13 protein-coding genes and 1 riboswitch are annotated in these 13,069 nt (G+C 65.4%); of the genes, 1 reads left to right on the forward strand and 12 read right to left on the reverse strand.

Annotated elements, in window-relative coordinates:
• Positions 1 to 21: 21 nt before the first annotated feature.
• From KG722_RS07815 to KG722_RS07845, 7 genes are all read right to left on the reverse strand, one after another.
• Positions 22 to 255 carry a hypothetical protein gene (locus KG722_RS07815; RefSeq protein ID WP_213271182.1) on the reverse strand — a complete coding sequence of 78 codons (234 nt, stop codon included), beginning with the start codon at positions 253 to 255 and terminating at the stop codon, positions 22 to 24.
• Positions 256 to 326: 71 nt separating this feature from the next.
• Positions 327 to 1,439 (reverse strand): hypothetical protein, encoded by a 1,113-nt coding sequence (locus tag KG722_RS07820; protein ID WP_213271183.1) that lies wholly within the window; start codon positions 1,437 to 1,439, stop codon positions 327 to 329.
• Positions 1,440 to 1,571: 132 nt separating this feature from the next.
• On the reverse strand, positions 1,572 to 1,988 hold the full coding sequence (locus KG722_RS07825) for a DUF1489 domain-containing protein (RefSeq protein WP_213271184.1): 417 nt from the start codon (positions 1,986 to 1,988) through the stop codon (positions 1,572 to 1,574).
• A 9-nt stretch (positions 1,989 to 1,997) separates the two neighbouring features.
• On the reverse strand, positions 1,998 to 2,744 hold the full coding sequence (locus KG722_RS07830; protein ID WP_213271185.1) for a hypothetical protein: 747 nt from the start codon (positions 2,742 to 2,744) through the stop codon (positions 1,998 to 2,000).
• A 165-nt stretch (positions 2,745 to 2,909) separates the two neighbouring features.
• Positions 2,910 to 4,169 (reverse strand): amidohydrolase family protein, encoded by a 1,260-nt coding sequence (locus tag KG722_RS07835; RefSeq protein ID WP_213271186.1) that lies wholly within the window; start codon positions 4,167 to 4,169, stop codon positions 2,910 to 2,912.
• The gene (locus tag KG722_RS07840; protein ID WP_213271187.1) at positions 4,166 to 5,569 is read right to left on the reverse strand and encodes an amidohydrolase family protein; all 1,404 of its coding nucleotides are present in this window, start codon (positions 5,567 to 5,569) and stop codon (positions 4,166 to 4,168) included. Before KG722_RS07840 ends, KG722_RS07835 begins: the two co-directional genes overlap by 4 nt.
• Positions 5,570 to 5,708: 139 nt before the next feature.
• On the reverse strand, positions 5,709 to 6,005 hold the full coding sequence (locus tag KG722_RS07845; RefSeq protein WP_300998303.1) for a hypothetical protein: 297 nt from the start codon (positions 6,003 to 6,005) through the stop codon (positions 5,709 to 5,711).
• Between the two features lie 138 nt (positions 6,006 to 6,143).
• On the opposite strand from KG722_RS07845, the gene KG722_RS07850 reads away from it, so the two are divergent.
• A complete protein-coding gene (locus KG722_RS07850) occupies positions 6,144 to 7,508 on the forward strand; it encodes an acyltransferase (protein ID WP_213271188.1) in 1,365 nt (454 codons plus the stop codon).
• Positions 7,509 to 7,531: 23 nt separating this feature from the next.
• Here the strand turns inward: KG722_RS07850 and gcvPB are convergent, their stop codons facing one another.
• The 5 genes from gcvPB to KG722_RS07875 form a co-directional block, all read right to left on the reverse strand.
• Positions 7,532 to 9,103 carry an aminomethyl-transferring glycine dehydrogenase subunit GcvPB gene (gene gcvPB, locus KG722_RS07855; protein ID WP_300998304.1) on the reverse strand — a complete coding sequence of 524 codons (1,572 nt, stop codon included), beginning with the start codon at positions 9,101 to 9,103 and terminating at the stop codon, positions 7,532 to 7,534.
• Positions 9,103 to 10,446, reverse strand: a complete 1,344-nt coding sequence (gcvPA, locus tag KG722_RS07860) for an aminomethyl-transferring glycine dehydrogenase subunit GcvPA (RefSeq protein WP_213271189.1) — start codon at positions 10,444 to 10,446, stop codon at positions 9,103 to 9,105. The genes gcvPB and gcvPA overlap by 1 nt, the downstream gene beginning before the upstream one ends.
• A gap of 3 nt (positions 10,447 to 10,449) precedes the next feature.
• The gene (gcvH, locus tag KG722_RS07865) at positions 10,450 to 10,821 is read right to left on the reverse strand and encodes a glycine cleavage system protein GcvH (RefSeq protein WP_213271190.1); all 372 of its coding nucleotides are present in this window, start codon (positions 10,819 to 10,821) and stop codon (positions 10,450 to 10,452) included.
• Positions 10,822 to 10,838: 17 nt separating this feature from the next.
• Positions 10,839 to 11,993: a glycine cleavage system aminomethyltransferase GcvT gene (gene gcvT / locus KG722_RS07870; protein ID WP_213271191.1), complete on the reverse strand. Its 1,155-nt coding sequence runs from the start codon at positions 11,991 to 11,993 to the stop codon at positions 10,839 to 10,841.
• Positions 11,994 to 12,141: 148 nt separating this feature from the next.
• Positions 12,142 to 12,233, reverse strand: a riboswitch (glycine riboswitch).
• A 51-nt stretch (positions 12,234 to 12,284) separates the two neighbouring features.
• Positions 12,285 to 13,061: an isocitrate lyase/phosphoenolpyruvate mutase family protein gene (locus KG722_RS07875; RefSeq protein WP_213271192.1), complete on the reverse strand. Its 777-nt coding sequence runs from the start codon at positions 13,059 to 13,061 to the stop codon at positions 12,285 to 12,287.
• Positions 13,062 to 13,069 lie beyond the last annotated feature (8 nt).

The raw sequence follows: 13,069 nt of genomic DNA on the forward strand, positions 1-13,069 counted from the left end.
GTCCCGCGCTCTGGCTGGCGGTCAGGGGTGATGGTGGTGGGCTTCGGTGTTGAGGCGGCCGCATTTGCCGCACTGGATGACGACGCCGTGCACGTCGCGGTGGGCGACATTGATCATCAGCCTGGTCTTGCAGGCGCCGCAGCGATGGGTCTCGTCGCCGCCGCCTTCGCGGACCGGTTTGCCGGCGGTGTGCTCGAGGATGTCAGCGCCTTCGGCCTGCTGCGGGGTGAGGAGGATCATGTCGAACTGGGGCATGGCGAGGCCTTTCTGATGCCGGACAACGGAACACTTATCCTCTCGACTACAGGGGCTCCATTATCAAGGCCTCACCCGCCGATCAGCAGCAGGGTTTCGCGGCTGCCTTCTGCGCTGAGGCCGGCCTGCAGGGCGTAGAGGTGGCCGATCAGGTCGAGGGTGGACTTGGCCGATTTGCAGCGGTCATCGATGTAGAACCACACGCCGCGATAGGGCACCGATACGGCAGCCGTCAGGGGCTGCTCGAGGCTCCAGGACACGCCGAAATAATCCCCCAGCACATGCGTCCAGACGCCAACCGGCGCGCAGGGCGTGGGCGGCGCTTCCGGGCCGCTGATGGGGATGACGAAATCCTCGTGTCCTGGCGGAATATCGACCGCGTGGGAGAGGGCCGCCATCATGCCCAGCACGCTGCGACCGCGCAGGGGGGAGTCGCCCTTGCGGGCGGAGCGGGTGGCAAGCTCTGCCGAGTAAAGGCCATCCTCCATGGTGAATTGTGCGGCGGCGTCGTGTTCCTTGAAGAGGCGGGCGAGGGCTTCGCCGTCGTGCGATCCCGAATGCCAGGTGATCACGACCCGGGCGGCCTTGTCCTCCTCGTCATTCATCACCTGAACCAGCAGATCACCTGACAGCTGCAGGCGCCGCATCAGGCGGGCGAGGCCGCGGAAGGGGGCATTATCCGGCACGGTTTCCGGCGTCGGCCCCGCAGCGGCGCGGGCGTTATCCACGTCGCCGATCCGGGCGACGCAGCAGAGCATCAGACGCTCGACACTCCAGCCGGACTGGCTCAGCAGGAAGATCGATTCCGGGGCCACCGGCTGGAGCAATTGCTGGGCATACGCCCCGCCGCGCAGGACGTTGTAGACGGCGGTGGGGGTTTGCGATCGCTGCAGGCCGGCCTCTCCGGCGAGCAACTCGGTGAAGGGGCCGTCATCGAGGCCGATGGCGCTGGCGAGACTGCCGCCCCGGCCGGAGAAATCCTCGGTGGTCAGGGTCTGGATTTCCACGAAGCTGACGGGATCATTGTAGCGCAGCTTCACGATGTTCAGCAGAAGCTGGCGCTGCTGGGCGGTGGCCACTTCGTTGGAATAGGTCAGCGTATCCTGCGAGATCGGCGAGGTTGTGCGCGGTGTGGCGCAGGCACTCAAGGCGGCGGCGAGCGCCAGCGTGGTCCAGAATTTCATATGTCACGTCCCCAAACTTCCACACCAGGAGAGGCGCAAAAAAGGGACAAACCAGATCAGGACCGGTCACATGACCGACAAAAGGAGTGCCAGGTCCGGCCACTCCCGGACAATTCGGGACAGGCCAGCGCCCTACCAGACACCGGCATTCTTGAGGGCCGCGTCAAGGTCAGCGGGCAGGTCGACCGCCGCCTCTCCGGATTTGAGGTCGCGCGGCGCCTCCTCCGGTTTCAGATAGCGCCAGCCCTGGAAGGGGCGCTTTGGCTGGGCATAGGTGCGCACGAGGTCGGGGTCGAAGACGAGCTCGCAGAGGTCTTTGCCGTCCTCATCCTTGACGGCGCGGATATCGATGATGCGCTGGCGCACGCGAATGGCGCGCTTGATGACCCAGTAGATCGAGCCGCCCTTGAGCATCTCTTCGGCGCGCTTGGGATACATGCGGGTGTGATGGACGGGCGCGGGCAGGTGTTTCATCAGGCGCGCCTGCCAGTCGGCCAGGTCGTCGATGTCGTCAGCGCCGACGCAGAGTTTCACCATGTGTACCGTCATGCCCCCAACCTAGCGGAGAGGCGCGCCAAATCCAGTGGGGAGGCTCACCTCAATCATCCCGGCCTGTTGGTCGAGATAGGCGCGTTCGGCTTCCGGGCTGGCGAAGAAGAACTCAATGCCGGTGACTTCGGCGCGGTAGCTGCGGGTGATGCGGCGGAAGGCGGCGCGGGCTTCAAGGTCGATGGTGAAACCCGACACATAGGAGAAGCCCCAGCGCGGCTCGGTGCTGAGGATGTAGGACTGGTTGTATTTCGTCAGCTTGCCGCCGGAGGGACCGTTCACGGCTTTCGGGAGCGTGTAGTCGATCTGCAGGAAGCGCTCGCCGACCGGATCGAGCAGCGCGTTGGCCTGCAGGCGCTCGGCGGCCCAGCGGTCGAACTCGTTGTCATTGTAGTTGGGGTGGTGGCGGAAGCCGACACGCCAGGCATGGCCTTCGGTGTTCACCTGAACGGTCTGGCCAAGACAGGCGCGCAGATCGTCCGGGAAAAGACGGCCATCGGGGGCTGCTTCGCTCGCCCAGTTGGCGGCGACCGCGTCGAGTTCCTCGTCATGGCCCTGGCGGGAGACGAGTGTCCAGCGCTGGCCCCGGGGCTCACGCGGGTCGAAGGCGTAGACCTGACGGGCCGACCGGGAGCTGAGCTCGACGGTGAAGGCGGCGCGCAGGGTTTCGGGCGCTTCGGTGGCTTCCAGCGCCGCATGCATCGGCCCGGTTCCGGTCGCCATTGTCAGAGAAGCCAGGAATACCTGCAGCAGCATCACTCTACCCATCGCGTTCGGCGCAAACTCATCCGGAGGAATTGCGGCAACTTCGCGGCAGGGTGACCCCCGCCGCGCGGTTTCAGGCAAACTCAGCGTCCAGATGCCTCAGCCTTGCCCGCCCAACATTTACGGGAGTTGAACAAAAGGCATACGGCGCCGGATTTAATGCTTGTAGGCCAGCGGACGTTGGCTGGTGTCGAGGCTGAGATAGCGGTCGCGCAGCTTGGTCTGGCGCGATTCCATCGGTTCGCTCACCCCGTCGATGAACACGGCCGTGGGCGCGGACGTGACCTCCAGCGGGTCGCCGTCCCAGGCCACGACATCGGCGCGGGCGCCGGGCGCGAGGACGCCGAGGCCGGTCATGCCGAAGATTTCGGCCGGGGCGGTCGTCAGCGCTTTCATCGCTTCATCAAAGGGCAGGCCGTTGGCGACGGCGTTGCCGGCAATCTGCGGGGCGAGGCGGGCCTGATGGCTGTCATCATCGAGGTTGACGATGGCCAGGGTGACGCCGGCCTCTGCGAGGCGGGCGGCGTTTTCGCTGGTGGCGGCGAGCTGGGAGAAGCTGGTCGGGAGGTTCGAAAAGGCGTCGATGATGACGGGGATCTTCATCGCCGCGAGCCGGTCTGCGACGCGCCAGCCTTCATCGGCGCCGACGATGGCGAGCTTCAGCATCGGGTTTTCCTGCCTGAACTCCATGATGGCTTCCAGATCGCTGGCGCGGCGGGCCTCGATCAGGATCAGCTGGTCGCCTTTCACTGCGGGCATGAGCGCCTGCGCGTCCATCCGGGTCAGCACGTTGCCGTCGTTATGGGTCATGTAGCGGGCGCCGAAGAAGCGTACGTCATCAAAGGCGCCGCGCAGGGCGGTCCAGGCGGCCGGGCGCGAGCCGCCCGAGAGCGAGGCGCCGCGCTCGCCCAGCACAAGGAAGGCAAAGGCGCGCTGCTTGAAGATCGAACCGGGCAGGCCGCTGGTGTCAGCCAGGAAGCCCTGTCCGGCGAAGAGTTTGGAGCGGGCATCGGGCGCCACCGCAATGCGCGTGAAGCCTTCAAGCCGGGTGACGGCAATCGGGGTGGCGTCAGGGTTGAAGCCATCGGCGGCATTGAGGGCGGCGGAGAAAGGCGAGCTGCCTGCGCCGGTGTCGTTGGCCGAGCGCTCGCCGGTCACTTCGGTGATGCCGGTGCGCGAGAAGGCGGAGATGAGGCCGGGGGTGACCCATTCGGCCTCGACCCTGGCCATGCCGGCTGGGGGCGTGCCCGTGCCGACCGAGACGATGCGGCCCTCATCGATCACAACGACGCCATTGGTGAGGGTTCCCTGCGCCGTTCCGGTCCAGACTTTTTCTCCGACGATGGCGACGGGCTGGGCAGCGCTGATCGGGACAAGGCAGAGGGCGGCAAGGCCGAGAAGCAGAGAACGGATCATTTGCGGTCTCCTTCACCGGGCTGGCCGAGTTCAAAATCCATCACGGGCTGGATGGCGGGGTCTTCGCGGTCATACATCAGGGCGCCGTCGATATAGACCTTCTCGGCCTGGGCGTAGACGCTGAAGGGGTTGGCCGACCAGACGACCACATCAGCCATCTTGCCGGGCTCGAGCGTGCCGGTCCTGTCATCGATGCCGAGGGATTTGGCGGGGTTGAGCGAGAGCCATTGCCAGGCCACTTCGATGGGTATGTCGATGCCTGCCCGCTTGCCGTCCGACCAGGCCTTGGCGGCTTCCTGGTTGAGGCGCTGGATGCCGATGTCGCTGTCGGAGTGGACGATGGCGCAAGCCCCCGCATTGTGGACCATCGGGATGTTCTCGCGGATGCCGTCATAGGCTTCCATCTTGAAGCCCCACCAGTCGGCCCACATGGACGAGCAGGTGCCATATTCGGCGAGCTTGTCGGCGATCTTGTAGGATTCGACGGCATGGTGGAAGGCGGCGACACGATAGCCAAACTCCTCGGAGAGATCGAGGATGATCGCCATTTCGTCGGCGCGGTAGCAGTGCATGTGGACGAGGATGTCTCCGTTGAGGACGCCGGCAAGGGTTTCCAGTTCGAGATTGCGGGCGGGCTCCTCGCCTTCCCCGTCGATGAAGGCATCCCACTTCTTCTTGTATTCTGCCGCTTCGATCCAGGCAGCGCGGTAGCCTGCGACATTGCCCATGCGGGAATAGGGCGCGCCTCCCGGGAAGCTGCCGCGGCCATAGCCATAGACGCGCTTGGGGTTTTCTCCGCAGGCCATCTTGAGCGTGTGGGGCGCGCCGGGGAATTTCATTTCCTGCACAGAGCGGGCGGGCACGTTTTTCAGGACGACGCCGCGCCCGCCGAAGAGGTTGGCACTGCCTGGAAGGATCTGCAGCGAGGTGATCCCCCCTGCCAGCGCGCGGGTGAAGCCGGGGTCCTGGGGCCAGACCGAATGCTCCACCCAGACTTCGGCGGTGACGGGGCCTGAGACTTCATTGCCGTCGCCATGGGCTTCGACGCCCGGCGAGGGATAGGCGCCCAGATGGCTGTGATTGTCGATAATGCCGGGGGTGACCCATTTGCCGGCGGCATTGATTGTGGCGGCGCCCTCCGGGGCGGTGAGGTCTGCGCCGACGCCGGTAATCTTGCCGCCTTCAATCAGGACGCTGCCGCCTTCGATGAGGCCGCCCTTGCCGTCGAGGACGGTGGCGCCCGTGATCAGCGTCGCGCCGGAGGGATAGGCGGTGTAGGTGGAGGGGAAGGGATCAAAGACGCGGGAGACCTCGCCGTCCTTCTTTGCGTCGCCCGATCCTCCACAGGCGCTCACGGCGAGGCAAAGGCCCAGGCCGGCGCTCAACAGCAGCTTCTTCATCTATGCCCCGCAAGTCAGCTAATCCTTGTCCCCTATCAGGGCAAAGTTTGCTGTCGCTTGCAAGGGCTGGAGGTGAGCTTTGGCCCGGCCTGAGCTTATTCTGACACAATGTGTTTGTCGCGGCCGAAGACGCTGCGCATCAGCCAGTTTGGCGCCATGCGCTCGATGCGGGGATGGCGCGCCATGACGCTCTCCATCCAGCGGCGGCCCCAGACGGCGTTACGCCCGAGCAGGACGACCCCAGGATGGCCATCGGAAGGCCGATTGGAATGAACGGCGTGGCAATGCCAACCGGAACTGCCAGGGCGATCATGCCGAGACCGGTCACGGCGAGTGTCTGGCGCGCGACGACGTTCACTCCGTTGCGCAGAACGTGAATGGGCTTGGGCGGCGCGTAGACCGGTTCGTTCAGGAGGGGGGCGTTTTCAGGTGGCATGGCGATCAATATGGGTTTGGAGCTGATACTTACCAGAGTAACGCACGAGATGTGTCGAAAGTCTGGCAAGGGCGTGACCTCATTGCTACACCTTCGGATAACTGAGCATTTGCGTAGAGAGAGTTGGCCCCGCCGGACATGAAGCTTCACTCGATCCAGCTTCTGCGCGGCATTGCGGCTCTCCTGGTGGTTTTCTACCACGCCTGGGGTTTACAGCTCCTCACCATCGACCCGGAAAATTCCGCGCCCGGCCTGCTCGGCGGCATTTTTGCCAGCGGGTATGCGGGGGTCGATCTGTTCTTTGTGATCTCCGGCTTCATCATGGTGTGGGTGACGCGGCAGACGGCGCCGGGGGTAGCGGGGGTTGGCGCGTTCCTGTTCTCGCGGGTGACGCGGATCTATCCGCTCTGGTGGGCGGCGGCGGGGCTGGCGACGGCTTACTATCTTTTCCTTCATGTTCCCGATGCGAACGATCCGGCCTGGCGGGCGGCGCTGCAGGAGGGAGACGCGGCAGGGTTTCTGGTGAAGTCCTTCTTCCTCCTGCCCCAGCCTGACCTGCCGGTGCTCAGCCTTGGCTGGACGCTGATGCATGAGCTGTATTTCTACGCCGTGTTTGCCTGTCTCCTGCTGTTGCCACGGGGCTTGCTGCCCTTTGCCCTGCTGGCCTGGGGCGGGGCGATTGTCGGCGCGTCGCTGCTGGGTCTGTCACGCCCGGGCGCGGTGAACCTCATGACGCTCGCCATCCACCCGCTGACGATGGAATTCATCTTCGGGGCGATGGTGGGCCTGATCGTCAGCGCGGGCTTTGTCGCCCGCTCAGGGCTTCTGACGCTTGGAGCGGCGCTTTGGTTCACGACAAATCTCTGCCTGCAGGGCGAGGTAACGGCGTACACCTATCAATGGGGCCGGGTGCTGGCCTTTGGCATTCCGGGCGCGCTGCTGGTCTATGGCATTGCGGCGCTGGAGCAGCATGGGCGGCTGGTATGGCTGGTGCCGGTGACGGCGGCGGTGATTGCCTGCGCGGCGGTCTACCAGATGCACGGGCTGACACCGGTGAGCGAAGCGGGCCTGCGGCAGGGCGCGGCGATGTGGGCGGTGGGCGCGGGCGTGCTGGCGGCGGGGGGCGTGATCGGCCTTGGCTGGCTGGGCGGACGGTTTCTACCCGGGGCGATGTATGGTCTGGCCCGGCCGCTGGAGGGGCTTTTCCGGGCAGGCAGCCATATCGGCGACTGGTCCTATTCGATCTATCTGGGGCACATCTTCGCGATCGGCGGGCTGATCTTTGCGATCCGCTGGATGGCGGAGACGGGCGGATGGGCCGCGCCGTTCGTGCCGGGAGCGCCGGGGATTGGCGATGACCTTGCCTATATCGCGGCCGTCTTCATCGGCGCCCTGCTGGCGGGGTGGACCGGCCACAGGCTGGTCGAGCGCCCGGCGCTGGCCCTGTTCAGAATGCTGAGACGGCGGCTGTTTCCCAACAGCCGCCGTACCCGGGATGTGTGATTGAGGCCCTGCGAAGGCGCCGCTTATTCGGCGGCGACCTTGCTTGTGTCTTCGGGGGCCCATTTCAGAACCGGCTTGCGGGCGGCGCGGGTCTCGTCGAGGCGCTTGGCCGGAGCGAGGTAAGGGGCGCCTTTCAGCGTGTCGTCGCCTTGCGCCGCGCGGCGGGCGATGGATTCCAGCGCGTCGCAGAAGCGGTCGAGCTCGGCTTTGGACTCTGTTTCCGTCGGCTCGATCAGCATGGCGCCATGGACCACCAGCGGGAAGTACATCGTCATCGGATGGTAGCCCTCATCGATGAGGGCCTTGGCGATGTCGATGGTTTCGATGCCGTCTGCGGTAAAGGCGTCGGAGAACAGCGCCTCATGCATGCAGTAGCCATCGAAGGCGGGGCTCATGACGTGCTTGAGGCGGGCCTGGATGTAGTTGGCGTTGAGGACGGCGTCTTCGGCCGCCTGTTTCAGGCCATCGGCGCCGTGGCTGAGGATATAGGAGAGGGCGCGGACGAACATGCCCATCTGGCCATGGAAGGCAACCATTCGGCCGAAGCTTTCGCTGGCGTCCCCGTCCACATGTTCGACGAGACGGTAGATACCGTCTTCGTCCTTGTTGACGTAGGGCACCGGCACATAGGGCGCGAGCGCTTCGGAGAAAACGGTCGGGCCAGAGCCAGGGCCGCCGCCGCCATGGGGCGTGGAGAAGGTCTTGTGCAGGTTGATGTGCATGGCGTCGACGCCAAGGTCGCCCGGGCGCACGCGGCCGACGATGGCGTTGAAGTTTGCCCCGTCGCAATAGAAGTAGCCGCCGGCCTGGTGGATCAGGTCGGCGATTTCGCGGATGTCGGTTTCAAACAGGCCGCAGGTGTTGGGGTTGGTCAACATGATGCCGGCGACATCATCGGACTTTTCCAGCTTTGCTTTGAGGTCTGCCATGTCGACCCGGCCACGCCTGTCGGCCTTGATCTCGTCGACGATGAAGCCGCACTGGACGGCCGTGGCCGGGTTTGTTCCGTGAGCGGATTCCGGCACGAGGACGCGCTTGCGAGTTTCCCCTTCGCCGCGCGCGATCAGCGCCTGTCGGATGGCCAGCATGCCGCACAGCTCGCCATGCGCGCCGGCTTTCGGGCTCATGGCGACAGACGGCATGTTGGTGAGGACTTTGAGCCAGGTGGCGAGTTCATCTATCAGCTGCAGCGCGCCCTGAACGGTCGCCTGCGGCTGGAGGGGGTGAATGTCGCCAAAGCCGGGCAGGCGCGCCATCTTTTCGTTGAGACGCGGATTGTGCTTCATCGTACACGATCCAAGGGGAAAAAGGCCAAGATCAATGGCATAGTTCCTCTGGGAGAGGCGCATGTAATGGCGCACGGCCTGCGGCTCGGAGAGCCCCGGCAGGCCGGTGTCCACCTTGCGGGCGACGCCGCCGAGACGGGATTTGAGGCCCTTGGGTTTGGGCAGGTCCACGCCGGTGGTTTCGGGCGTGCCGATCTCGAAGAGAAGGTCTTCATGCTGAAGAAGCCCGCGCGAGCCCGAAACGGTCTCGATGGCAGCGGCAGAGACGGAAGCGGGCGCCGTGGGACGGCCCATTGTGTTCATGGACATCAGATGATCTCCTTCAGAGCGTCGGCATAGGCGGCGATATCATCTGGCGTCGTGCATTCGGTGGCGGCGACGAGAATGACGTCACCGAGGTGATCGCCGGGGAAGAGGCGGGAGGCGCGCACGCCGCCGACGACGCCGGCTTCATCGAGCATCGCGAGGACGGCTTCGGCGTCCATCGGGGTGCGGATAGCAAACTCGTTGAAGAAGCGCGGGGTGAGGACTTCCACGCCCTTGACGGCACTGAGGGCATCGGCGAGCTCGATGGCCGCTTCATGGTTGAGCTCAGCGAGTTGCCTGAGGCCCTTCCCGCCCAGCAGCGTCATGTGGGACGTGAAGGCAAGGGCGCAGAGGCCGGAGTTGGTGCAGATGTTGGAGGTCGCCTTGTCGCGGCGGATATGCTGCTCGCGGGTCGAGAGCGTCAGCACGAAACCGCGCTTGCCGTCTGCGTCCACCGTTTCGCCACAGAGGCGGCCTGGCATCTGGCGCACGAGCTTTTCGCGGCAGGAGAAGAGGCCGACATAGGGCCCGCCGAAATTGAGCCCGTTTCCGATCGACTGGCCTTCGCCTGCAGCAATGTCCGCGCCCATTTCTCCGGGAGGGGTGACCATGCCGAGGCTGACAGCTTCGGTGAATACCGAAACCAGAAGGGCGCCTTTCTCATGCGCCGCGCTGGCGATGCCGGAAAGATCAGTGACCGTGCCGAAGACGTTCGGGCTCTGGCCGATGACGCAGGCGGTTTCTCCGTCCACGGCCTTTGAGAGCTCGTCCTCGCCGTCGATGGCGACGGGCAGCTGGACGACCGTGAGGCCTTGTGCCTCACAGAGGAGGCGTGTGGCGGCGGCATAATGCGGGTGGAGGCCGCCAGAGAGAATGATCTTCTTGCGGCGGGTGGCGCGGGCAGCCATCACGGCGGCCTCGGCGCAGGAGGTGGAGCCGTCATACATCGACGCGTTGGCGACATCCATGGCGGTGAGCGCGGCAACCTGGGTCTGGAACTCAAACAGGGTCTGCAGGGTCCCTTGCGCGATTTCCGGCTGGTAGGGCGTGTAGGTCGTCAGGAATTCCGAGCGCTGGATGATCATGTCGACCGTGGCCGGGACATGATGCTTGTAGGCGCCCGCGCCGACGAAGAACGGGCCGGAGGAGGCTGAGCGGTTCTTCGCGGCGAGTTTGGTCAGGTGCCGCTCGACGGCGAGCTCGCCCTGATGATCAGGCAGGCCGGCAATCTTTCCCTTCAGGCGGGCGGCGTCTGGCACGTCCGTATAAAAATCATCGACGGATTTCGCGCCGATGGTCGCCAGCATGCTGGCGCGGTCCTCAGGCGTGAGCGGCAGGTAGCGCATGTATCAGAGCCCTTCGCAGTAAGCAGTGTAGGCGGTTTCATCCATCAGTCCGTCAAGCTCGCCCTTGTCGGCAATCTGGATGCGGACGAACCAGGCGTCGCTCTCGGCGGCCTCGTTGACCTTTTCCGGCGCATCGGAAAGGGCGGTGTTGGCTTCAAGGATCGAGCCGGAGATCGGGGCGTAGACGTCCGAAGCGGCCTTGACGCTTTCGACGACGGCGAAGTCTGCGCCCTTGGCGATCTTCGCGCCGGTTTCAGGCAGTTCTACATAGACGACATCGCCGAGCTGGCCGGCGGCATAGGCGGTGATGCCGACTGTGCCGGTGTCGCCTTCGACGCGGACCCATTCATGATCTTTGGTATAGTAGGTGGTCATTGCGCAGCCCTCCAGGATCAGCGTTTGTAGTTTTGGGGAACGAACGGAAGGGCGGCCACTTCGGCGGGCCGGGCCTTTCCGCGGACGATAAGGTCAATCTTTGTGCCGGGTGCGGCATGGTCGGCGGCGACATAGCCCATGGCGACGGGCGCGTCATAGGTCGGGCCGAAGCCGCCGGAGGTGATGACGCCGATGATTTCGCCGTCCAGCTGGATCTCGGTGCCTTCGCGGGCCGGGGCGCGCTCGAGCGGGCGGATGCCAACGCGCTTGCGGGCGGGGCCGTCTTTCAGTTCCCGAAGGATACGCGCGGCGCCGGGGAAATCGCCCGCTTCGCGGCGGCGCTTCTGGATGACCCAGGCAAGGTCTGCCTCGATGGGGGAGATGTCCGGGGCAAGGTCGTGGCCGTAAAGGCAGAGACCTGCCTCCAGGCGCAGGGAGTCGCGCGCGCCAAGGCCGATGGGCTTTACCCGCTCGTCGGTGTACATCTCTTCAATCAGCGGCAGGCCGGCCTCGGCCGGGATCAGGACTTCAAAGCCGTCTTCTCCGGTATAGCCGCAGCGCGAGACGATGCAGCGCTGGCCGTTCATTTCGAACGGCATGTGGTGCATGAATTTGAGATCTTCGCAGCCGGGGAAAAAGTCCGCCATTACATCGACGGCCTTAGGGCCTTGCAGGGCAAAGAGGATGCGGTCATCGGCGCGCGTCAGCACGGCCTTGCCGGCGAGAGCTGTCTCGAAGAGGCCCCAGTCCTGCTCCTTCATTGCGCCGTTGACGACAATGTAGAGCGTGCCCTGAGCCTCATCGCCCAGGGGCCGGGTGATGATGAGATCGTCGAGGATGCCGCCGTCTTCATTCAGGAGGACGGTTAGGCGGGCCTGGCCGGGCTTGAGGCTGGTGATGTCGGAGGGGACGAGCTGCTCGATCAGAGCTGCGATTTCGGCATGGGCGGCCTCGCCCCCGCCGATGCCCGCTTCCAGGGTGAGGAAACAGGGGCCCATATGGGAGACGTCGAACAGGCCGGCCTGCGTGCGCGTCCAGATATGTTCGGGCATCACGCCTTCAAACTGGACAGGCATTTCATAGCCGGCAAAGCCCACGAGCTTGCCGCCCATCTTCACGTGGCAGGCGTAAAGCGGGGTGCGCTTCAGGTTTTCAGTCGCGGCCTCTGACATGGCGCCCTTTCATAGAGTGACGGCGCAGCGCGCGAGGGCGCTGCTCTGGTCCGTCGCCCCCGCTGTCCGGGCGCCTGAGAGATTCCGCCGGTCATAAACCGGCTTGCTCCTTCGGCGAGGCGTATTTTCAGCCTCTTTCCAGCGTGTTGACCCTCTTCCGGCCCTTTTGCCTGAGCGTTTCCGGGGCGGTTGCGCCTTCGGCGGCGGCTACCGAATGCCGCTCTCTCCCGGAAGAGGATATATGGCGGTCAGCTAGCCCGGATTCCCGGGCGGGGCAAGGGCGGGCGCGCGTTAGTCCGCTTCGGCTGCGCGATGTGCAAAGGAAGTGAGCGTTGCCATCGCCGCGCGCCAGGGAAACGGGCCATAGCTTATGCGGCGCACGCCTGCCTCTGCCAGCGCGCCAAAGCCGCCCGCCTCCGGACCGGCCATCACATTCACCGGCAGGGGGCACGCCGCGCAGATTTCTGCGATCAGCCTGATATCCCGCAGGCCGGGCACAAAGAAGCTGCTGGCGCCGGCTGCAGCATACGCTGCGCCGCGGGCGATCACGTCATTGATGCGGGCGGGGTGGTCCTCGGGCCTCTCGCGCAGGCAGATGTCAGTGCGTGCGTTGATCCAGAAGCCTGGCAGGAGACTGTCAGCCGCCGCGCGCGCGGCCCCGATGCGGGCCGCCGCTTCCCCGGGCGGGCGCACGCCTTCGCCCTCGCCGGCGGGGTAGCCGTCCTCAAGGTTTATGCCGGCAGCGCCTGTGCCCACGACCTGGCGGATGTTCTCGGCCAGACCGTCTGTGGTGGCGGCATAGCCGGCTTCAAAGTCGAGCGAGACGGGAAGCTCGACCGCTGCCACGATCCGTGCGGCATGATCGAGCACCAGATCGAATGGCACAGCCTCGCCATCGGCATAGCCGAGCGCGCCGCCGACCGAAGCGCTGCCTGTTGCCAGCGCGCGGGCTCCCGCCGCCGCTACCGCGCGGGCAGACCCCGCATCCCAGATGTTGACCAGCACGAGGGGCCGGGCGCCGTTATGGAGGCTGGCGAAGCGGGCAAGTTTCTCGGCCTGGCCGGGCATGTCGGGCG

This window comes from Hyphomonas sp. (assembly GCF_018402285.1).
Lineage (GTDB): Bacteria > Pseudomonadota > Alphaproteobacteria > Caulobacterales > Hyphomonadaceae > Hyphomonas.